Source organism: Bacillus sp. P4_E1 (assembly GCF_056401715.1).
This window is the reverse complement of sequence record NZ_JBFUIV010000039.1, coordinates 1-20558: the sequence shown is the minus strand read 5'-3', so window position 1 is coordinate 20558 and position 20558 is coordinate 1. Positions and strand designations below refer to the sequence as shown.

Here is a 20558-nt window from a genome sequence, read left to right as displayed (position 1 = left end):
TGCAAATCATATTTCTGTCATTCGATTAGAACAATTAACGAATATAAGACAGACGGCAAGAACAAGCCGTAAAAACGAAAAAAACCTACACACTTGGTCATTCTATCGTTTGTCAAAATTTATTGAATATAAAGCGATATTAGCTGATATTCAGGTTGAATATGTGAATCCAGCTTATACAAGTCAAAGCTGTCCGAAATGTACTGAAAAGAACAGGGCACAAGACAGAAAGTACAAGTGTCCATGTGGGTTTGAGACACACCGTGATATCGTTGGGGCGATGAATATTCGCTACGCAACTGTGATTGATGGTAACAGTCAATCAGCCTAAGCACCTATATGGTCTGGTTTAGGAGGGGCAATGAGATGCCCTCATCTTGAAGGCTGTTCAAAACAGAAATAGACTGCGAACGCTTAGTTATTCAAGAATCCCACCCGTAATTCCGTAAGGATCCAGGCTTGCGACTTTAGTCGTGGGAGTCTCAATCTTGAAAAAAATCATGTAGTAAGTTTTTTTATTTGAGATATTTTCCGTACATGATATGTTAGATGTATTAAAGTAAGTATTCGAGAAGCATGAAGGTGCAAAACAATTCGCTTGTTAAGCATGTAAATACGTGAGGGGTAAGCATATGACAATTTATATTGCACTACTACGGGGAATTAATGTAGGTGGACATAAAGTAATCAAAATGGCAGATTTGAAAATAATGTTTGAATCAATAGGGTTAAAAAGAGTGAAAACATATATTCAAAGTGGAAATGTAGTGTTTGAGTCAGAAGAAGAGATAAGTTTTTTAAAGGAACGAATTGAATGTGAAATTAACAACGTTTTTGATTTCAATGTTCCAGTCATGTTACGAGCAAATGATGAATTTATTAATATTATTAAAAAGTGTCCTTACGAGACCCATTCGTTATTAGAAGGAGAAAGTGTACATGTGGCCTTTTTAGCTAATCCACTTTCTGAAGAAGACAGTAAGCGGTTACTTATGTACAAAAGTGACATAGAAGACTGCCATATCGAAGGAAGAGTAGTGTATTTATTTTTCAAAAAAAGTATTCGGAATTCTAAACTAATGAACCAGTTTCAAAAATTACATACGCCAGCTACAGTAAGGAACTGGCGGACTGTGAATAAGCTGAAAGCAATAACAGAAGGTATTTAAACATAAAAAAGTGGTTTTCTAAATGCAGAAAACCACTTTTTTTATTTATATTGTTTGGCGACAATGAGTTCAACGATAGGGAAAATAAGAAAGGAAGAACAGAGTGCAATAAAGAGTGGAAGGTTTTTTACACCATCCAAATTGGAACCCATAGAAAATCCTTCCGAGCAGAGTAATATAAGGAACATAACACCTACAAGCACAAAATACGCGATTTTAAAGCTTTTATAGGTAATTTGTTGTCCCATCTCATCTTGACTTTCTTTCGATACTCCGTTTGGATCTCCCCATGTAATATGATTAATTAAATTACTAAGTATTAAAGAAGCAGCGAAAATAGTCCCACCCAAAATTGAACCTTCAGTTATGTATTTGTATGTGCCATGTACAAGTATAGCGATTAAAGATAAAGTTATGATTACAAAAATAATTTTTTTAGTATTCAATATATAATTGCACCTCCAATTTTGTAAAAAACTCTTTACATCCATAGTATAAAATTGGAAAAGTTTTATGTCAAACGTTTTTTACATATGAAGTGAATGTTTATGATATTTTGTTTAAAGGATGAAGAAAAAATTACATTACATTTGAATGTAAAAGAATGGGCTCGCATATATTTGGAAGGGATGTCAGATTAATTTAGGGGGTAGTTATGTCTATTCTTTTAAAAGCTGGTGCAGATGCAGGAAATAATGGTTTGAAGTTAATGGTGAAAGGGCAGGAACCTATTTTTATTCCGAGTATTTATTCCTTATATATAGGTGAGTCTACGGGGTTGTTAGATGAGGGTGAAGTTTCATCGTCAGAATTAGAGAATCACATTGATGTGACCATTAGTTCTCCATCGCTAATGTTAAATAATGTACGATACATCGTTGGAGAAAAAGTGATTCAAGATCAATTAAAAGGTACTGAAGTGGAGAAAAAATCAAATAAATCTACTGATGAGTTAATGGTCATTACAATCCTTTCAGGTTTAGCGATAAGTGCTATGCGTCAAAGCCCTACTTCAAGTCATATTAATATTCGTTATGATTTATCTGTTGCTCTTCCAATGCAACTTATTACACAGGAAATTGCTGCTGAAAATGCGAAACGGTATATGGGTAATCACAAGGTCATATTCCATTATCCAAATGGACGCGATGTTACGATTAATGTTTCTATTGAGTTTTGTAAATGTCTACCTGAAGGCGCTTCTGGGACGTGGGGGATTGTATATGATGAGGAAGGAAATGTTGTGAAACATAAAATAGAATGTGAACAAAATCAAGTTTCAGAAATTGATTTTGTAGATAAAACTTTATTGTCTTTTGATATTGGCGCGGGGACAACGGAAGAAGTTGTTTCATTAGGGGTAAATTTCCGTCCGCAATTAAGTAAAGGATTATCATATGGTGTAAAAGAAACGTTACTACAAATTATTACGAGATGGAATCGGAAATATCCTACGAAAACAATTGATAGCATTACAGAATTTAACCAAATTTATTTAAATGAAAAGCACCCAAGAAATGCATTGTTAGTTGAGGAATCGCAGCCAGCATTTTTAGGTTTAGCAGCACGTGTCGCAACGGATATTATTAACAAAATTGATGATATGAAAGACGATCCATATGTATTTATTTATGGTGGGGGCGCAGTTATTATTAAAAATAGCTTAAAAATGATTTTGAAACAAAAAGGACGCTTGAAAAATGTGATTTTTGTAGATAACCCGTTATTCACCAATGCTCGTGGGTTATTAGTATATACATGCTCGCCAAAATATAGAGAGCATAAGCAAAAAGAGTTAGGGTTTACAAACTTAACGATAAGTTAGTTGGTGGAAGTATGCGATCTAGGCGATATAAACGTGGTGATCGAGTGAAAATTAATATTAATAAATCGGTATCGCCTGAAATGATTGCTTGGCTTAATAAACAATCTAATCCAACTAATTTCTTTTTCTTTGCGGCCCAGCAATTATTTAAACAAGTAGGAGATATTGATGTATCAAAAACCTTGCCAAGTAGCCATGTTTTTTCTTTATATATAGAACCATCATCTCTATTAAAAGTTGAAATGAATCCATTTAAACACGTACCACTAGAAAATAGTAAATCCACCGAAAATGTAAAAAAAAAATCGTGGGAATCTGTTGACCAGTTAGATTGTCCATTTTTTTAAGCATAGAAAAATATAGGTAGAGCCCATCACTATACATACGAATGCAGTGATGGGTTTTTGATATTGTATCGTAATCTTTATAAAGTGAAACTATAATCAGTGGGGGTTTTGTTCATCCCCCACTGATTATTAGCCTTCACCAATCGGGCGTTTACGGGCAGTTTATCTCCCACCTAATTTCTTTGCTTCAGCTGAATTTTGAGGTGGGAGTTTTACTGCCCACAAATAGCGGGATAAATAGAAGGGGCAAAACAATTTGTGCCCCTTCTAATAGTTGTTCTTATCTTATACGGGATATATGTTCTGAAACTGCTTTAATAATTTTATCCCAGTCATCGGGATGAATCTCGTGCCCTGTACCTTCAAGGGATAATAGCTTTGAGTTCGGAATTTCATCAATAAGTGCGAGTCCATGTTCAAGTGGAAGAGCTGTATCATGCGTACCATGAATTACTAAAGTAGGTACTAGTAACGACTTTAGTATACCTTCATAAGAATCATCACCTGTAAGGAGGGCGTGATTAAACATACTTAATAGATTGTTAGCACGTTCTATTTCTTGCTTTACTTGTTTTAAAGTTCTTGCTTCATCAAATATACGCTTTGATCCACAGAGTAGACGTGATCCTGTAATTAAATATTTCGCTATAACATCTTTATTTGTCCAATCTAAATTTGCACCATTAGCATGATGTGTCAAAATTCTTTCATCCATTGGAGGCAAATCACGAGTATTGTTATCAGATCCAATAACGCTTGTTGCTAGTAATGTTAAGGTCAAAATTCTTTCTGGGTGTTTTACTGCAGCAATTTGAGCAATCATACCTCCTAATGACATGCCAAAAAGGTGTGCCTTGTCAATATGATACGCATCGAGTACTCCGATTGCATCTTCAGCCATATCTGCTACAGTGTAATTGGAAGTCCCAGGCTCATATGTAACAGAACGCCCAACATCACGGTTATCATAGCGAATGACAAACCTTCCTGTGCTAGCCAACCTTTCACAAAATTCTTCATCCCAATAAACCATTGAACACGTAGCTCCCATAATTAATAATATTGCTGGGTTATTAGGATTTCCAAAGCTTTCTGTACATATATCAATACCGTTTACTTTGAAAACTTGTTCACTCATAGCACACTCTCCGTTTCATTTAAAGGTCATTAATAAATAAAGAGAAATATAACTTTGGGTGTTTCTTAGGCGTAAATTAGTTTGTATTTAAGTGAAATAAATGTTTTTTGCACTCATGATGCTTAATTAGTAGAGTAGCATAAATATCACCTCCAAACATATTTATTTTCATTCAAGGCGAAAAATTTTGAAAAATAATTGTTTGTTATTAAAATAAACAGCAAGGGGGAGAGGAAATGAAATCAATTGTTATTGATCAATATGGTAGTGTTGAAGAATTACAAGAAAGACAAGTTCCTAAACCAGTTGTTAAATGTAATGAAGTATTAATACGTATACACGCAACATCTGTCAATCCTGTTGATTGGAAAATAAGAAAGGGAGACTTACAAGAAAAGTTGCGATTTTCATTTCCAATTACATTAGGATTAGATGTTGCTGGAATAGTTGAAGAAGTTGGAGAAGATGTGAATCATTTTAAAATAGGAGATAAAGTGTTTACGAAACCTGAAAATATAGGGAAAGGTTCTTATTCTGAATACATTACAGTGAAATCAAATTTAGTAGCGCAAATGCCTAATAATCTTAATTTTGAAGAAGCAGCATCTATACCTCTTGCAGGACTAACAGCTTGGCAAAGTCTTGTTGATTACGCACAAATAAAAGAAAATGACCGAGTATTAATTCATGCTGGAGCGGGCGGAGTAGGGAGTTTTGCAATTCAAATCGCAAAATCATTTGGGGCCTTTGTCGTAACAACTGCAAGTAGTAAAAATGAAGAGTTTTTAAAGTCTTTAGGTGCTGACCTTGTTATTGATTATAAAAAAGATAAATTTGAAGAGCTACTATCAGATTATGATATTGTGTTAGATACAATCGGCGGAGAAGTACAAGAAAAAAGTTTTCAAATTATTAAATCTGGTGGTGTTCTAGTTTCTATCGTTCATGAACCACGTCATGAAGTAAAGGCCATAAAATCAGGGTTTTTATGGTTGAAACCAAGCGGGAAGCAATTGGACGAATTATCTGTTTTGATTGAGCATGGAAAAATTAAACCTATCATCAGTAAGGTTGTTCCGTTTAATGAAGAAGGAATTAGAGAAGCTCATATTTTAAGTGAAAGTCAGCATGTTAGAGGGAAAATTGTAATTACGATGGAATGATATTTACATAAATATATGAGTGGTGACTATAAAAAATAAAAATTGTCACCACTCATATAAACTACAATTTTTGCACGACAAAAGTAATCGCATTCGTATTTAATTGAATGTGTTTACCGTTTCGTACAATATCATACGCTAAATTTTTTATTTCAACTTTTACTTCTTTCCATTCGTTATAAACACTTTTTAGTGTACGTATCATTTCTTCCGTAGAAAGGTTAATTTCAATTAAAGTATCTAATTCTTCTCCTGTTTCTAAATCTATTTCTTGAATGTTAGAGTTAACTATTAAACAATTGATACCGCCACTCTTTGTCCCATTTTTCATAGTGTGAAGCACTTTTTTAAAATCGTCTATTGATCTAACATGTTCTAAACTTGATACTGCAACGATGTAGTCATAAGTATTAGGAGCAATATAGTAGTCTTCAATTGCTGCTTGTTCCGTTTTTATGTATTCAAATACACCATATTCTTTGCTATAAACTTGTAACTTCATTAAAGCCGAATCAAGTAAATCAATACAAGTAACAGTGCCGCCACTATTCATAATTTTTTGTGCAATCGGAATACTGTTTCTACCGACACCAGAGCCAAGGTCCAGTATTTGTAGGTCTTTCTGTTCTTCAAGATAGTTCAGCATGTCCATAACTGTTTTAACAGGTTTATAAAGCCAAGATCCCGCTTCGAATAATTTATATTGTTCATAGCAAAGATCGTGATACTTTTTCTCTTCTTGTCTTATGTAATCGATTCTGTTCATAGTGTTTCAGCTCCAATAGTTTCATGGCGAAATGAATAGGTTGGACAACCTTTAACATTCATTTGAATTCGAAATATACCACCAGCATGTGGGTACTGTTTTAATTCCGCATCAGTCATTCTTGTTCTGGCTGTTGTGATATATAAATCGGTCAAATTAGGTCCTCCAAATGTACACGACGTTACATATAAAGCAGGAATCGGAATACTTAAAATCTGTTCTCCGGTCAAGGGATTCCATCTAGTAATCTTCGAGCCTCCCCAATGTGCAATCCATAAACAACCTTCTACATCAATTGTCATACCATCGGGTAGACCTTCATTTTCAGGGAAGATGATAACATCTGTTGGATTGCTAATTACACCAGTATGTATATCATAATGAAAACGGACTACTTTTTTTGTAGGTGTATCAATAAAATAAAGGTATGTATCGTCAGGAGACCATGCTATGCCGTTTGATGTATTTACATGTGCAACTTTTTTATCTACGCTGAAATTATTGTTTAAACAATATAAGGAACCAGTAGCATTAATACCGTATAAGTCTGTAGTGCCTGCCCAAAAGCGGCCAGCTGGATCGCATTTTCCATCGTTAAAGCGGTTTTCTAATAAATCTGGTTCAGGGTCATAAATATGTGTAAGTATTTTTGTGTCAAGATTAAGAGAATAAAAGCCTTGTTCCATTGCTACTAAAACTTCATCGTTCGTATATGGAACAACACAACCGATTTGTTGGTCGAGAGTGATCGCTCGGTTTGTTTTTTTAACAGGATTATAAAGACATAATTTTTTCCCGATAATATCAACCCAGTATAATAATTGTTTCTTCTCATCCCAGCAAGGACCTTCCCCTAAATTCGCCTTAGCATCTATGACCAATTCAATACTTTTGTGCACTATGTTTCACCTCAATTTATTAAAAATATATATAAAGTTCAATAAAAATGGAGATAAACCTTTTGTTAGATTGGAATAAAGATATAATATAAAAAAAGAAGACCTTCTCAAATAACTTGAAAATAGTATATAACTGTGGGGAGAAATAGACATATGATGTTTTATGAAATTGTTTGCTTTTTATGTAAGGAAGGTGTGTAGCTAATGAAAAGAAAATTTTTCACTGTATTTACAGTTATATTGTTAAGCATTTCACTCGCAGGGTGTGGCAAGGCTGATATGGAAGGTATTATTTTAGAAGTAACAGAAAATAAGATATTACTTTCAGAGAATCTTTCTCTGGACAAGTATGAAGATATAAAAGATAAATCAATTTCAGAGATACAGGAAGAGGAAAGGGGTATTCCTTTAATTTCTTTGGCATATGACAATACAGAGGAATGGTCAAAAGGTGATGAAGTAAAGGTATGGATTGATGGAGATGTATTTGCATCCTATCCTGAGCAAGCTAAAGCTAAAAAAATTCAATTTAAAAAATAAGTTCCTCATCAATCGGGAGCAATTGTGAAATAAAATATAACATTTAGAAAGCGCAGGATTCAAATCTGAGCTTTCTTGTGATGGTTATCTATACTATGTTAATTCATACTCTCTTAACTATATCAGAAATTATAACCGTTAAAAGTTCACAAATAGCAACAATTTTTACGAAAATAGCCTTTAGAAAAGAGAAGATATGTATTGTTAAATTTCAGTTCAGAAAAATTTGACAATATATACGTTATAAATTATCATATGTAAAAACTAATATAAAATGGCATTGAAGAGAAGAGTAGTTAAGAATGAATACATACAGAGAGCTCCGGTAGCTGAGAAGGAGAGGTGAAAATCTTAATGAAAAAAGACTTAGAGCTGCGCAAGGAACTAATTCATTTAGGGATGATGCGACGGGTTCTCCCGTTATAGAGATAGGGTATAAGCATGTTTTGCCGTACCTGAAAAGGTTAATATGGTGACGTATTAACAAACTGAGGTGGTACCGCGAAGTTAATAACTCTCGTCCTCAAGATGAATAATCTTGGGGGTGGGAGTTTTTTTGTTGTATAAAACTGAAAATGTGAAAATAAAAATACAATTGAGGTGAGTGGCATATGCATTGGGCGTATGAAGTAGCACATGAATTAATTAGAAAACATCCAAACAAAGAAACTTTTGTTTGTGCAGCTGGAATTAGTCCATCTGGTTCTGTTCATATTGGGAACTTCCGTGAAATAGTAACGACTTATTTCGTTGTAAGGGCTCTGCAAGATTTAGGGAAAAAGACTCGTTTTATCTTTTCATGGGATGACTATGACAGGTTTAGAAAAGTTCCTAAAAATATTGATCCATCTTTTGGAAGATACATTGGTATGCCGTACTGTGATATCCCTGATCCGCATGGGTGTCATAACTCATATGCGGATCATTTTGAAAAAGAGTTTGAGGAATCGCTCCAAGCATTTGGAATTGAAGTAGAATTTATTTATCAGCATGCTGAATATAGAAGTGGAAGGTATAACGAAAACATATTAGAGTCTTTGTATAAAAGAAAAGAAATATATGATATTTTAATGGGTTTTAAAACAGGAATACACCGAGAAGAAGATAGAGAAAACTTTTATCCCGTTACGTTATATTGTGAGAGCTGCGGGAAAGATGCAACAACTATTACACATTTTGATGAAGTATTAAAAACAGTTCGGTATGACTGTGAATGTGGAAATCAAAATGAATTATCCGTATTAAATACAAATCAAATGAAACTGAATTGGAAAATCGATTGGCCGATGAGATGGATGATAGAGGATGTTATTTTTGAACCGGGCGGAAGAGATCATTCATCGGAAACAGGTAGTTATAATGTATCAAAAGAAATTGCCATGGAAATATTCAATTGTGAAGCCCCTCAATACGTTGCTTATGATTTCATTGGAATTAAAGGGCATCATGAAAAAATGTCCAGTTCTTCAGGGAATAGTATTACACCTAGCGACTTATTAAAAGTGTATGTACCAGAAGTGATTCTTTTTATGTTTGCAAAATATAGGCCCGGCGCAGCTTTTCATATTGGACTTGATGAAGATGTGATTCGCAATTATACAGAGTATGAGAGATTGAAGGATAGTTATGAAAATAAAACACTCAAAAATGAAGATTTATTTGATGCAATTAAACTTTCTAGACTTGATAGCCGATTTAAAGAGTATCCAAAGTTTAATCAAGTAGCAGGAACTTTACCGTTATTAAATTTTGATTCATCTATTTTACAAGATATATTAGAGAAAATAGATAGGAGCTATGCATTACCTGAAATGATAGCGATAAGTAATCGTGCTGAGTATTGGATAAGAAACTTTCAATCTAAAAAATTTATTGCGGTAAATAAAGAGAAAAATACGGAGTTTTATAACACATTAGATGAACGGCAGAAAAAATGGCTAGTAGAAGTTTGTAAAATAATTCGTTCTAATAACGATCATTCTAAACTAATGGAGCAATTGTATACGATTTGTCATCATGAAAATAAAAAAATAATGAAAGAAAATCAAAAACAATTATTTACCATTTTATATAGGCTCATTATGAATCAATCAAGTGGTCCACGTATACCATTATTAATACATGTGGTAGGCACAAGAAAATTCGTCACATTATTAGATTTCTAAAATACAGTTACAAAACAACGGAAGTACTCAATAGAATAAGTACTTCCGTTGTTTAATTTTTACTATCTTGAATACATTTTTGGACATTCATCGCCACTAGGCTCGTAAAAGCAATGGCTTTTAAATTGCCCTGCAAACGGCTGATTATACCATTCGGGTGGACAAGCTCCAACTGGACGAAAATACCAAAGAGCCCATCGTGCTGGCCAGCGCCATTCACCTTGTAAAACTTTTCTTGCGATTTCTTTTTCTGATTCACGGGCGCGTTGGTAAAAATATCCGAATTGCACTGCTTCGAATCCGCCAGGGCTTTGATATACTGCATCACGCACAGATCGAAGTTGTTTAAAATCTAAACAATCACAAAATACACGGTTTACTACAACACAGCCAACAAGTTGTTCACCTTGTCGTCCTTCGCCCTCAGCTTCAGCACGGATTAAACGTGCTAGTAAATCAACGTCACTTTCGTTGTATGGAATAAGGGGCATAGTGATACCACCTTTCTTTAGCTCTTATAGTAAAGATTGTATGTTTTAAAATAAGCTAAGTGCTTTTTCACATGAAAATATCTTTGAATTTCAAGAGGAGCTTGTATGAAAAAAGCTAATTAGTAATAATAGATAAATATAAAAAGGGAGAGGTCTTATGTATCGTATTCATAAAGAACATATCATTTACGCAATGTCACCAGAAAATAATCCATGTATTGAAGTAGAAATTGGGAGCCGTCTTGTATTTGAAACATATGATTGCTTTGAAAATCAAATTGATTCTGAAGATGTTGTGTTTCAAGAATTAGATTGGAATCGAATAAATCCAGCGACCGGACCTGTACATATTAAAGGTGCAGAACCTGGTGATATATTAGTCGTAACGATTGAAAAGATTAAAATTGCAGAGCAGGGTGTTTTAACTACAGGTGCGAACCTAGGTGTAATGGGTGATGAGCTAAATGAAAATACAGTAAAAATTGTCCCAATACATAATGGACATGTTTCATTTTCAAATGAACTGCAAATTCCAATTAATCCAATGATTGGTGTGATTGGTACTGCACCGAAAGAAGAGAGTATTTCATGTGGTACACCGCATGATCACGGCGGGAATATGGATTGTAAAGAAATCAAAGAAGGTACAACGTTATTATTACCTGTAAATGTTCCTGGTGCTCTTTTAGCATTAGGCGATTTACACGCTGCGATGGGTGATGGTGAAATTGGTGTTAGTGGAGTAGAGGTTGCTGGTGAGGTAACTGTAACTGTTCAGACTATAAAAGGAAAGAAATGGCCATTACCATTGGCTATTCAAAAAGAAAAAATAATGACGATTGCTTCAGAGAAATTGTTAGATGATGCAGCGAATCGTGCTGTACATAATATGGTGACATTTTTACATGAAGAATTAGAAATGTCTAAAGCTGATGCAACTCTTTTATTATCAGCAGCAGGTAATTTGAAAATTTGCCAAGTTGTGGATCCACTAAAAACGGCGCGGATGGAACTAGGAAGGGAATATGTGGAGAAGTTAGGATTTTCTCTAAATGAATTTCATATTAAATAAGAAAAATAGAAAAGGATACTTTTGTATAAAAGTATCCTTTTCTATTTTACGGATTTTGTGAAAAGAGGTAGTATTTATATAAGTATATTTGAGATTGTGGATCAAAAAGGAGTTCAGAGATGGTTAAAATTATGATTGTTGAAGATGATATAAAAATTGCGGAGCTATTATCAACATATGTTGCGAAATACGGTTACCAAGGAATTATTGTAACGGATTTTCAAAATGTGTTAGACATATTTTTAGAAGAACAACCGGAGTTAGTTTTATTAGATATTAATTTACCAAGTTTTGATGGTTACTATTGGTGTCGTCAAATTCGCGGGGTTTCCACATGTCCGATTTTATTTATTTCGGCCCGTGAAGGTACGATGGATCAAGTTATGGCGTTAGAAAATGGTGGCGATGATTTTATTCCGAAGCCGTTTCATTATGAAGTTGTAATGGCGAAAATTCGTAGTCATTTAAGACGTGCTTATGGAGACTATGCACCGAAACTAGAAGAACGAATGATTGAGCAACAAGGTCTTAGTTTATATCCCGAAAGACTTGTATTAAAACTTAGGAACCAAGAGATTGATATAACGAGAAACGAAGCCATTTTATTAGAGATGTTAATGAAAAACTATCCGCGTGTTGTTAGTAGGGAAGCATTATTAAATAAATTATGGGATAGTGAATCTTATGTTGATGATAATACATTAAGTGTAAATACAACACGTGTGCGTAAAAAGTTAAAAACGTTACAAATTGAAGGAGCAATAGAAACAATTCGTAGTGTTGGATATAGATTACATATTACTTGGGATAATGGTATGGAAAAATGATAAGGTTATTTATACGTGATCATATACCACTTATTTGTTTTACTGCGATCCAACTACTAGCCATATTCTTAGTTTATTGGTTTGATGGGCATAATCATATTTCAACGGCATTATATGCAATGTTTTTAGGTGCTTTTTTTATGGTAAGTTATTTAGTATTTCGTTATTTTACACATCGTTCTTTTTATGAACGTTTAGCAAATCCGTTGCAATCTTTGGATGAATCTGTTCAAAAATCTGATTTTGCAGTTTTATCTACTGCTCTCCAAGATTTGCTCGAAGTACAATATCGACATTATCAAAATCAGCTCCAGTTACAAGAGAGGAAAAATAATGATCATTTAACCTTTATGAATCAGTGGATTCATCAAATGAAAACACCTTTATCTGTAATAGAATTAATTACACAAGATGAAGTGGATTCACGTTTTGAAAGCATTAATGAGGAAACAGATAGGTTGAAAAAGGGGTTAGAGATGGCACTGTATGTCGCACGTTTAGAAGCATTTACACAAGATTTTTATGTAGAAAGAGTACAACTACATAAAATAGTGAATGATTCCGTGCATGAACATAAACGCTTTTTTATTCGGAATTTTGTATACCCAGAGCTTGAAATTGATAAGAGTATTACTGTAGAAAGTGATGCGAAGTGGTTACAATTTTTAATTGGACAAATAATATCGAATGCGATTAAATATTCATCAGGTAGTAGAGAAAAGATTAAAGTGAAAGTACGTAAGGAAGGTAATACAGTTGTACTTGAAATTACCGATAGTGGCGTAGGGATACCGAAGCAAGATTTACCAAGAGTATTCAAACCTTTCTTTACAGGAGAAAACGGTAGAGATTTTAAAGAATCAACTGGAATGGGGCTCTATCTTGTATATGAAATTACGAAACAATTAGGACATAGTGTAGGAATCTATTCAGAGGTTGGTAAAGGTACCGTTGTACGAATTATATTTTTTAATGTGTAAATAAGTGAACTAGGCTAAAGAACTTTGGAGATAAGTTTTTTAGCCTTACTTTATCCCGCTTTAATGGGCAGTAAGACCCCCGCTGATTAAAGTTTCACTTTATAGCGATTATATGAAATGGTAAAAGGTCATCTTAGTATGTATAATGACACGCTAATAAATACGATCTTTAAATTAGAAGTATTTAATAAAAAGCTGATAAATAGTTTTTGTAAGAAAAAAGCCACCTCTTTGAAAGAGATAGCTTCATGAATCCATCCTATGAATAGGTGTATCAACATTAATAAGTATAATGTTCGAATTCGTGATATGTTTTGTGGATTATAATAGAATTAGTCTTTTGTTTTTTTATAATACAGTATTGTAATTAAGTAAACAAACTTAATAATGTATATCCAATTAATCCTAAAATAGTGATAGGAACCATCATTAAGAAAGAAGAAATTCGATTAGCATTAGAGCGTTCTAACACAAGAATCAAGATAATCCCGACTATCACTTCGGTATATCCAACAGGTAACATGTGACTATAGTCTTCAAAATTTAAAAGAATGTGAAGTCCATCCGTTACAAAAACTCCACTAATAAGCGCGCTTCCGAATTTATGAAGTGGATTTGTAGTATCTTTCCATAGAAAACCTGCAATTCCAAAGATAGTTCCTCCTATAAATGCACATACAATCCATACAGATATAAAATAAATAGAGTGAGCTACATTTTTAATAACTATTGCATAACCATAATAGCCTAATACCATGCCGAGTAGTGCAAGGATACCAGAAAGTATAGCTGTACGCTTAGAATAACTAAAGCTAGCCACGAAAAAGGATGGAACTAACCAAACACTTCCTAGATTAGCTAATGAATGCCAATGTCCTGGAAGTATACCTTGCCCTAATTTAGTTAGTGTACCAACAATTATCCCTACTATAATCGGGATGAGAAAAATCTTTAAAAACATATTTAACTTTGTGATTTTTAATGTCCTGTCCATAAATTCAATCCTTACATTAATATTTTCTACAAACATATAATAGCTTATTAAAGGGGAGTAATCAATAAAAATTTATCGAAAAACAATAAGTGATTATTGGATAGCGAATAACATTTTCTTTTTATTTATAATTTATTAGAAGGAGGGCTTTTTTGCTAGTTGTGAATGTTAGGGGGATTGAAATGGATATTCGTAAAATGAAATATTTCATAACAGTGGCAGAAGAATTAAACTTTAGTCGTGCAGCAGAACGGCTTAGGATGGCACAACCTCCTTTAAGCCAAGAAATTCGTAAATTAGAAGATGAATTGGGCGTTCAACTTTTTCATCGAACAAAAAGAATGGTTGAACTAACCAGTGCAGGGAAAATATTTTTAGAAGGTGCGCGGCAAACGTTGCTTCAAGTAGATAGAACTATTAAAGAAACACAGCTTGCGGATGAAGGGAAGATAGGACATTTAATAATCGGTTTTGTCGATTCTACAGAAACCGTAATAGACATATTAAAAAATTTTCGAGAACGTTTTCCTAGAATACAGCTTATATTACGCGAGATGACAACAGACCAGCAAATAAAAGCGCTATATGAAAAACAAATTCATATTGGATTTATTCGTTCCAAGCAGAATAATGAAATATTAGTTTCCGAAGTTTGTTCTGAGGAATGTTTAAAATTAGTTTTGCATGAAGATCACCCTTTAGTTTCGTTACGTAACATTTCAATCAAATCATTAGTTGATGAACCATTTATTTTATTTCCACGTCATTTCGGTACTAACTTTTATGATTTAATTATTAGTTACTTTTGGGAACATGGAGTAAGTTTAAATATTGTTCAAGAGGCGATCCAAATGCAAACTATTGTGAATTTAGTTGCAGCAGGAATGGGGATTTCTGTCGTTCCATCATCGGTGGAAAGCTATAAAAAATCGGGTGTCATGTATAAAGACATTCAAGAAAATACACCAAAAATAAATTTATATGTTGGATGGAGACAAGATGAAAAGTCTGTCGTATTAGAGAACTTCTTAACAGTTGTTAGAGAGGTTTATACGACTTCACAATTTGAATTTGAAAAGTAAAGGCCCATCTTGATGGGATGGGCAGTCGGAAAGTTGGATAGGAAAACTTCTATTTTTATTTTAAAGTCACTGAAGATTCAACCTGTTTTACTCGGATCGTACTCAGCGAAACCTTTTAGTATATTATCAATCTGATCCATAATTTCAGGTTGCAATTTAACACTAGAAGCAATTACGTTTTCTCTTATTTGCTCCGGATTTGAAGCGCCAATAATTGCAGAGGAAACAGCTGGATTTTGTAGTACCCAAGCAACTGCCAGTTGTGGTAGGGTAAGATTAGTTTCTTGCGCGATGGGATTGAGTTTCTGAATTGCAGTGAGTACATCATCACTCATCCAACGTTGCACGAGTTTGCGGAAAAATGGTTTACCAGCATCTGAATTAGCACGTGATTGAGTCGGCAAGGGTTTACCAGGTTGATATTTTCCTGAGAGAATACCTTGTGCAAGGGGAGACCAAACAACTTGACCAAGTCCCTCACGTTGACATGTTGGTATTACATCAGTTTCAATAACACGCCACAACATCGAATATTGAGGTTGGCTAGCGATAAGTGGAATATTCAATTCTCGTGCAAGTGCTGCACCGCGGGTAATTTGTTCTGATGTCCATTCACTTACGCCTAAGTAAAGGACTTTACCTTGTCTTACAAGATCAGCAAAAGCTAACATCGTTTCCTCAAGAGGAGTTGTTGAGTCAAATCTATGTGCATAATAGACATCAATGTAGTCTGTCTGCAACCGCTGTAACGATGCATTGCAATTTTCTATAATATGTTTTCTCGATAATCCACGATCATTTTTTCCAGGTCCGCTCGGATGGCATACTTTTGTACATAGTTCTATGCTTTCTCGGCGTATACCTTTCAAAGACCGGCCAAGTACTTTTTCGGCTATAGTGTCCGAATAAACATCAGCAGTATCGAACGTAGTAATTCCGACATCTAGTGCGGCTTTCACACAATCATTTGCAGTATCTTCGTTTACTTTTCCACCATGGTTAATCCAGTTCCCATATGCAATCTTACTTACTGTTAATCCACTGTTTCCTAGTTTGCTAAATTCCATTGTAGTATCCTCCTTTTAAAATGATATCTTTATTATAAGAACTGAAATGTAATATGTATAATATATAATTAATGATAAATTTATATAAAAATTATATAAGAGAGAGTGCTTAGAAGTTTACTACTAAGGAAATCTAAAGCCAGTATTATTACAGATGTTGTTTGTGTTTGATCGATATGAAGTGAAGATAAATAGACCTAAAAGAAAGCAATCATTTTCACAGCACGTATAATCGCATTTACTCATACAGTACTACTATGGTACAATATGGTTACTAACGACGGAAAGGAATGATGGGTGGACGATGATTAACTAATCTTATTTTTAAATGTTGAAATTCAATAAATTTCAATTTATAAAAAATAGGATTAGTCTGCCCAATTTCCTTACAACGGTATTGCTATTTATTATGCGTAATAGCTTATTTGGGTATAAATATGTTAACGACTAATCCTGCCAAATTAATTTGGGAGGATTTTTTTGTTCTCCCTTAATGAAAGGGATCGGTAATATGAAAGAAATTTTAAAATTAAATGATGTTTATGTTGAAATAAAGGAAAATACTTTGTTAGAGAAAATGAATGTTACAGTAAAACAAGGGGATGTTATCGGATTAATTGGTAAAAACGGTGCCGGTAAATCAACGTTACTTCAATTAATAAATGGGAAGATTGAGCCATCAAAAGGGATTGTTGAATGGCAGCAAATGAATATGACAACGGCATATGTTGAACAAGAAATAGAATCTTTTATTAGTAATGATATGATTGCAAAAGAAGCAGAACTTCTTGCGAAATGGGGCGTGCCAACGAACGATTTTCTTACTTTAAGTGGTGGTGAAAAGCTGAAAGTTCGACTAGCAAAAGGATTTGCCGAAAATCCTAATTTATTAATATTAGACGAACCGACAAATCATTTAGATGAGATGAGTACGGAATTTCTCATTAAGCAAATAAAAAATATGAAGGGTACAGTTATCGTTGTATCGCATGATCGATACTTTTTAGATGTTGTCGCAACGAAAATATGGTCAATTGAGGAAAAGAAACTAATTGAGCATAGCGGTAATTATACGAGTTATATGAAAGCACGTGAGCATACAAGAATGACGCAGCAACGTGAATATGAAAAACAACAAAAAAAGATAGAACAAGTAGAAACACATATAAAAGAATTAAGTTCATGGTCACAAAAGGCACACGCACAGTCTACAAAACAAGAAGGAGTTAAAGAGTTTTATCGTGTAAAAGCGAAGCGAATGGATGCGCAAGTGAAGTCAAAACGAAAACGTCTCGAAAAAGAGCTGGAGAAAACGAAAGTAGAACGTGTGAAAGAAGAGTATTCAGTGGAGTTCTCTATTCAAGCGAATAAAAAAGTAGGAAAACGCTTTTTAGAAGTAAAGAAATTAAAAAAAGACTTTCATGGAAAGACATTATTTGAAAACGTTAATTTTACAATCCAGCACGGTGAGAAGGTTGCGATTGTTGGACCAAACGGTAGCGGGAAAACAACATTACTGAAGATGATTATGGGAACGGAAACTGTACAAGGAGAAGTATGGATTTCACCATCTGCAAACATCGGTTATTTAACACAAGAAGTATTTGATTTACCACTGGATAAAACACCAGAAGATTTATTTTTTAAAGAGACATTTGAAGAAAGAGGAAAAGTCCAAAATTTAATGAAACATTTAGGATTCCAAGCTTCTCAATGGAAAGAGCCGATTGAGCATATGAGTATGGGGGAAAGAGTAAAATGCAAGTTAATGGCTTATATTTTAGAGGAAAAAGATGTACTTATTTTAGATGAACCGACGAATCACCTTGACCTCCCTTCACGTGAACAGCTTGAAAATACATTAGCTGAGTATAATGGAACACTCGTTATAGTTTCTCACGATCGATATTTTCTGGAGAAAACAACTAACACGAAACTCGTGTTTTTAAATAATACGATACAAAAGCAGCTAGAGGAAGTTATTAAAACAAGAGATGATATTGAAGAGCTACGTTTAACATTAGAAACAGAGAGACAAGAAGTATTAGGTAAATTAAGCTTTTTGACTTCTAACGATAAAGAATATAAAGAACTTGATGAACGATTTATAGAACTTACGAAGCAGATTAAGGCGCTTTAATGTAATTAAGGGGGATTAACATGGGAGAAGAGAGTTCGACTAATTTATTTAGAATAGACTGTGGAGATATATACTTGCAAGAGTTTACTATCAAAGATGCGGAGAGTATTTATAAAATATCGAATCAACCGGAAATAGAACAGTTTTTGCCGGACTGGAAATCAACGAAAGAACAGAGGGTTAATTGGATTATCAATGATGAAATACCAGCAAATAGATTGTTTCTTAATGTCGTGAAAAATACGTCTAACATAGAGGGTCATTCTTTACAGCTAGGAATATTTATTAAAGATACAAATGAATGTATCGGATGGTGCTGCACAAGCATTAAAGAAGAACTCCCTTCACCAAATAGAGAAATAATGTATGCTATTTCAAGCGAGTATCAAAGCAATGGTTACGCTACGAAAGCGACTAAAGGGTTAATTGATTATTTGTTTAAAAATACAAATGTAGATGTCCTCAACGCAATTGCTTTAATTAACAACGTACCATCAAATAAAGTTATTGAAAAATGTGGATTTACTTATTTGAGCCAACAGACGATAGAAAACCAACTATATAATCATTATTTATTAAGCAAATCAGAGTGGATAAAAAATATTGCTCTTTAAAAGAATCTATAATGGAATGTAAAAAAGCTTAGAGCTAAAACTCTAAGCTTTTTTACATTCCAGTCTACCTGTTACCATATCAAAGAGACAATTTGGATGGCTTCTTACCGGATTTTCTCATCAAAAAACAAGGGGATTAAGCTGTACATGCGATAATCATTTTATAAAAAATCATATATGAAAAGGGGTTTGGATAATTTTGTCGAATGCATTTATCTATGAAAACACCACTTTCTTACTCAAATTATCCTAAAAATGAATCATTTTGATCTCAAATAGAAGAACGAACGGCAAAAGTGAAGGTGAGCGAAGTTTTGCATATAAAACTTACGGTTGAGTGTTAGTGGATTAAAAGTTTTAAGTTATGAAATAGATTAAATGAGGGAGGGGAACGCATATCATAATTTGGTTTCGTCAATTGCCACAGATAAGTATGGATTTTTCAGAATGGACTCCTTTTATTAAGAATAATTGGTATCAAAAGCATTATATGAAGTTTGTATATCTACTTCAAATAATCATTTTTCTGATACCAAATTACTTTGGAGTAGGTTTCACTCATATTAATATATTGTATCTAATCATAATAGGTATCTTTGTCTTCATCATTCACGAATGTCTACACATTTTGGTCATAAGTAACAAAGGTGATATTAGCTTAACATGTAGTGGAATATTTTTTTGGCTAAATACAAATGCAACCCTATCCAAAGCGAGATTTTGGGTCTTTATGAGCTTACCCATAATTGTATTATCGGTAGCCCCTGCATTTATGTCGTTCTATGTATCAGGAAATATTAAATCAATCATATTATTTGTATGTTGGATAAACGCAATAATTTCCGCCTCAGATATTTACAATTCATTTTTAATTGTAATGAAACCGAAGAACTCAGTATTTTGCAGAGGATATTATCAAGTGAAATAGTATTAAAAGTATTATTTAATTATATTTCAATTTAAGAAATTAGTTAAAAATATAATATTTGAAAGTAAAAAGACCGATAATACTGGTCTTATCCCCGTCAAGTAGACAGCTTTAAAAAAAGACTAAGCAGCCATTGAGATTCGATATTCAATCGGAGCTCGATGATTGAGTCGTTTTTGGAATCGTTTGTAGTTATAATGATAGATGTATGTTTCAATTGCTTGAATCAATTCTTCTTTTGTTTGATAATAATTGAGATAAAACATTTCAGATTTAAAATGAGAAAAGAATGATTCAATACAAGCATTGTCATGGCAGTTTCCGCATTGTCATGGCAGTTTCCTTTGCGAG

The 20558-nt window shown here is 33.6% G+C and carries 21 protein-coding genes, 1 pseudogene and 1 other annotated feature; of the genes and pseudogenes, 14 read left to right on the top strand and 8 right to left on the bottom strand.

Going from position 1 to position 20558, the window contains the following annotated elements; all coding sequences use genetic code 11:
- Positions 1–331, top strand: a 331-nt coding sequence (locus AC1DS7_RS27980; RefSeq protein WP_476999368.1) for an RNA-guided endonuclease TnpB family protein, incomplete at its 5' end; no start/stop codon positions are given.
- A gap of 301 nt (positions 332–632) precedes the next feature.
- Entirely contained in the window at positions 633–1169 is a 537-nt protein-coding gene (locus tag AC1DS7_RS27975; RefSeq protein ID WP_002142024.1) for a DUF1697 domain-containing protein, read from the top strand.
- 41 nt (positions 1170–1210) lie between these two features.
- On the opposite strand, the gene AC1DS7_RS27970 is transcribed toward AC1DS7_RS27975, so the two are convergent.
- Positions 1211–1615 (bottom strand): hypothetical protein, encoded by a 405-nt coding sequence (locus tag AC1DS7_RS27970; RefSeq protein WP_002127690.1) that lies wholly within the window; start codon positions 1613–1615, stop codon positions 1211–1213.
- 209 nt (positions 1616–1824) lie between these two features.
- Between AC1DS7_RS27970 and AC1DS7_RS27965 the strand changes: the two genes are divergently transcribed.
- Both AC1DS7_RS27965 and AC1DS7_RS27960 read left to right on the top strand, forming a co-directional pair.
- Positions 1825–2994 carry a ParM/StbA family protein gene (locus AC1DS7_RS27965; RefSeq protein ID WP_002013097.1) on the top strand — a complete coding sequence of 390 codons (1170 nt, stop codon included), beginning with the start codon at positions 1825–1827 and terminating at the stop codon, positions 2992–2994.
- Between the two features lie 11 nt (positions 2995–3005).
- Positions 3006–3341, top strand: coding sequence for a hypothetical protein (locus AC1DS7_RS27960; RefSeq protein ID WP_002085171.1), 336 nt, complete (start codon positions 3006–3008; stop codon positions 3339–3341).
- A gap of 280 nt (positions 3342–3621) precedes the next feature.
- Here the strand turns inward: AC1DS7_RS27960 and mleBCA are convergent, their stop codons facing one another.
- On the bottom strand, positions 3622–4479 hold the full coding sequence (gene mleBCA / locus AC1DS7_RS27955) for a BCA family alpha/beta fold macrolide esterase (RefSeq protein ID WP_002013100.1): 858 nt from the start codon (positions 4477–4479) through the stop codon (positions 3622–3624).
- Between the two features lie 236 nt (positions 4480–4715).
- On the opposite strand from mleBCA, the gene AC1DS7_RS27950 reads away from it, so the two are divergent.
- The gene (locus tag AC1DS7_RS27950) at positions 4716–5642 is read left to right on the top strand and encodes an NADP-dependent oxidoreductase (RefSeq protein WP_215586385.1); all 927 of its coding nucleotides are present in this window, start codon (positions 4716–4718) and stop codon (positions 5640–5642) included.
- Between the two features lie 61 nt (positions 5643–5703).
- Here the strand turns inward: AC1DS7_RS27950 and AC1DS7_RS27945 are convergent, their stop codons facing one another.
- Positions 5704–6408 carry a class I SAM-dependent methyltransferase gene (locus AC1DS7_RS27945; RefSeq protein WP_215586384.1) on the bottom strand — a complete coding sequence of 235 codons (705 nt, stop codon included), beginning with the start codon at positions 6406–6408 and terminating at the stop codon, positions 5704–5706.
- A complete protein-coding gene (locus AC1DS7_RS27940) occupies positions 6405–7307 on the bottom strand; it encodes an SMP-30/gluconolactonase/LRE family protein (protein WP_215586383.1) in 903 nt (300 codons plus the stop codon). Before AC1DS7_RS27940 ends, AC1DS7_RS27945 begins: the two co-directional genes overlap by 4 nt.
- 204 nt (positions 7308–7511) lie before the next feature.
- On the opposite strand from AC1DS7_RS27940, the gene AC1DS7_RS27935 reads away from it, so the two are divergent.
- Both AC1DS7_RS27935 and lysS read left to right on the top strand, forming a co-directional pair.
- Entirely contained in the window at positions 7512–7847 is a 336-nt protein-coding gene (locus AC1DS7_RS27935) for a DUF3221 domain-containing protein (protein WP_215586382.1), read from the top strand.
- A gap of 271 nt (positions 7848–8118) precedes the next feature.
- Positions 8119–8375, top strand: a binding site (T-box leader).
- 83 nt (positions 8376–8458) lie between these two features.
- Positions 8459–10012, top strand: coding sequence for a lysine--tRNA ligase (lysS, locus tag AC1DS7_RS27930; protein ID WP_476999367.1), 1554 nt, complete (start codon positions 8459–8461; stop codon positions 10010–10012).
- 62 nt (positions 10013–10074) lie between these two features.
- Here lysS and AC1DS7_RS27925 read toward each other — a convergent pair whose 3' ends face one another.
- Complete coding sequence (locus tag AC1DS7_RS27925; RefSeq protein ID WP_002085180.1) at positions 10075–10503, bottom strand: cell wall hydrolase; 429 nt, start codon at positions 10501–10503, stop codon at positions 10075–10077.
- A 157-nt stretch (positions 10504–10660) separates the two neighbouring features.
- On the opposite strand from AC1DS7_RS27925, the gene AC1DS7_RS27920 reads away from it, so the two are divergent.
- From AC1DS7_RS27920 to AC1DS7_RS27910, 3 genes are all read left to right on the top strand, one after another.
- Positions 10661–11575: an acetamidase/formamidase family protein gene (locus AC1DS7_RS27920; protein WP_215586380.1), complete on the top strand. Its 915-nt coding sequence runs from the start codon at positions 10661–10663 to the stop codon at positions 11573–11575.
- 119 nt (positions 11576–11694) lie between these two features.
- On the top strand, positions 11695–12402 hold the full coding sequence (locus tag AC1DS7_RS27915) for a response regulator transcription factor (protein WP_061689496.1): 708 nt from the start codon (positions 11695–11697) through the stop codon (positions 12400–12402).
- Positions 12399–13382, top strand: a complete 984-nt coding sequence (locus tag AC1DS7_RS27910; RefSeq protein ID WP_215588228.1) for a sensor histidine kinase — start codon at positions 12399–12401, stop codon at positions 13380–13382. The genes AC1DS7_RS27915 and AC1DS7_RS27910 overlap by 4 nt, the downstream gene beginning before the upstream one ends.
- Positions 13383–13749: 367 nt before the next feature.
- Here AC1DS7_RS27910 and AC1DS7_RS27905 read toward each other — a convergent pair whose 3' ends face one another.
- Positions 13750–14376, bottom strand: coding sequence for a DUF6518 family protein (locus AC1DS7_RS27905; protein WP_215588227.1), 627 nt, complete (start codon positions 14374–14376; stop codon positions 13750–13752).
- A 182-nt stretch (positions 14377–14558) separates the two neighbouring features.
- Here AC1DS7_RS27905 and AC1DS7_RS27900 point away from each other — a divergent pair, with 182 nt between their 5' ends.
- A complete protein-coding gene (locus AC1DS7_RS27900) occupies positions 14559–15458 on the top strand; it encodes a LysR substrate-binding domain-containing protein (RefSeq protein ID WP_088039506.1) in 900 nt (299 codons plus the stop codon).
- Between the two features lie 77 nt (positions 15459–15535).
- Here AC1DS7_RS27900 and AC1DS7_RS27895 read toward each other — a convergent pair whose 3' ends face one another.
- Complete coding sequence (locus AC1DS7_RS27895) at positions 15536–16525, bottom strand: aldo/keto reductase family protein (RefSeq protein ID WP_476999366.1); 990 nt, start codon at positions 16523–16525, stop codon at positions 15536–15538.
- 511 nt (positions 16526–17036) lie between these two features.
- On the opposite strand from AC1DS7_RS27895, the gene abc-f reads away from it, so the two are divergent.
- From abc-f to AC1DS7_RS27880, 3 genes are all read left to right on the top strand, one after another.
- On the top strand, positions 17037–18665 hold the full coding sequence (gene abc-f, locus AC1DS7_RS27890) for a ribosomal protection-like ABC-F family protein (RefSeq protein ID WP_476999365.1): 1629 nt from the start codon (positions 17037–17039) through the stop codon (positions 18663–18665).
- Between the two features lie 20 nt (positions 18666–18685).
- A complete protein-coding gene (locus AC1DS7_RS27885; protein WP_476999364.1) occupies positions 18686–19279 on the top strand; it encodes a GNAT family N-acetyltransferase in 594 nt (197 codons plus the stop codon).
- A gap of 433 nt (positions 19280–19712) precedes the next feature.
- A complete protein-coding gene (locus tag AC1DS7_RS27880; protein ID WP_049772868.1) occupies positions 19713–20207 on the top strand; it encodes a DUF3267 domain-containing protein in 495 nt (164 codons plus the stop codon).
- A 122-nt stretch (positions 20208–20329) separates the two neighbouring features.
- On the opposite strand, the pseudogene AC1DS7_RS27875 reads toward AC1DS7_RS27880, so the two are convergent.
- Positions 20330–20530 (bottom strand): annotated as a pseudogene (locus tag AC1DS7_RS27875) (IS3 family transposase); the annotation flags it as partial.
- Positions 20531–20558: the final 28 nt, after the last annotated feature.